Origin of the sequence: Burkholderia sp. S171, assembly GCF_009766085.1 — a bacterium.
GTDB lineage: Bacteria > Pseudomonadota > Gammaproteobacteria > Burkholderiales > Burkholderiaceae > Caballeronia.
Map to the genome: position 1 here is coordinate 1 of NZ_LMUF01000026.1, position 296 is coordinate 296.

Genomic DNA, 296 nt, shown 5'->3' on the forward strand with positions numbered 1-296 from the left:
TCAGGCTCCTCATTCGCTGCAATTCAGCGCAGCTCGCACAAACCCCACCCCACAAAGGTGGGGTTTTTGCGTTTCTGAACTCATTGCGTACTAACCGCTCTGATCCACTCCAACACTGCGGTTCAACATTCTCCAACACGCGATACAGCAACCCGAACTCCTATCGTAGCGGGCTATATCGGCGCGGTCACTTCAGCGCATATACACGGTCGATCGACGGCGGTTCAACAGAGGCAGGCACACTCTGCGTGAACCAAATCAAATCACTCTCGATCCGAGACGAAGCGAAGCGCCCC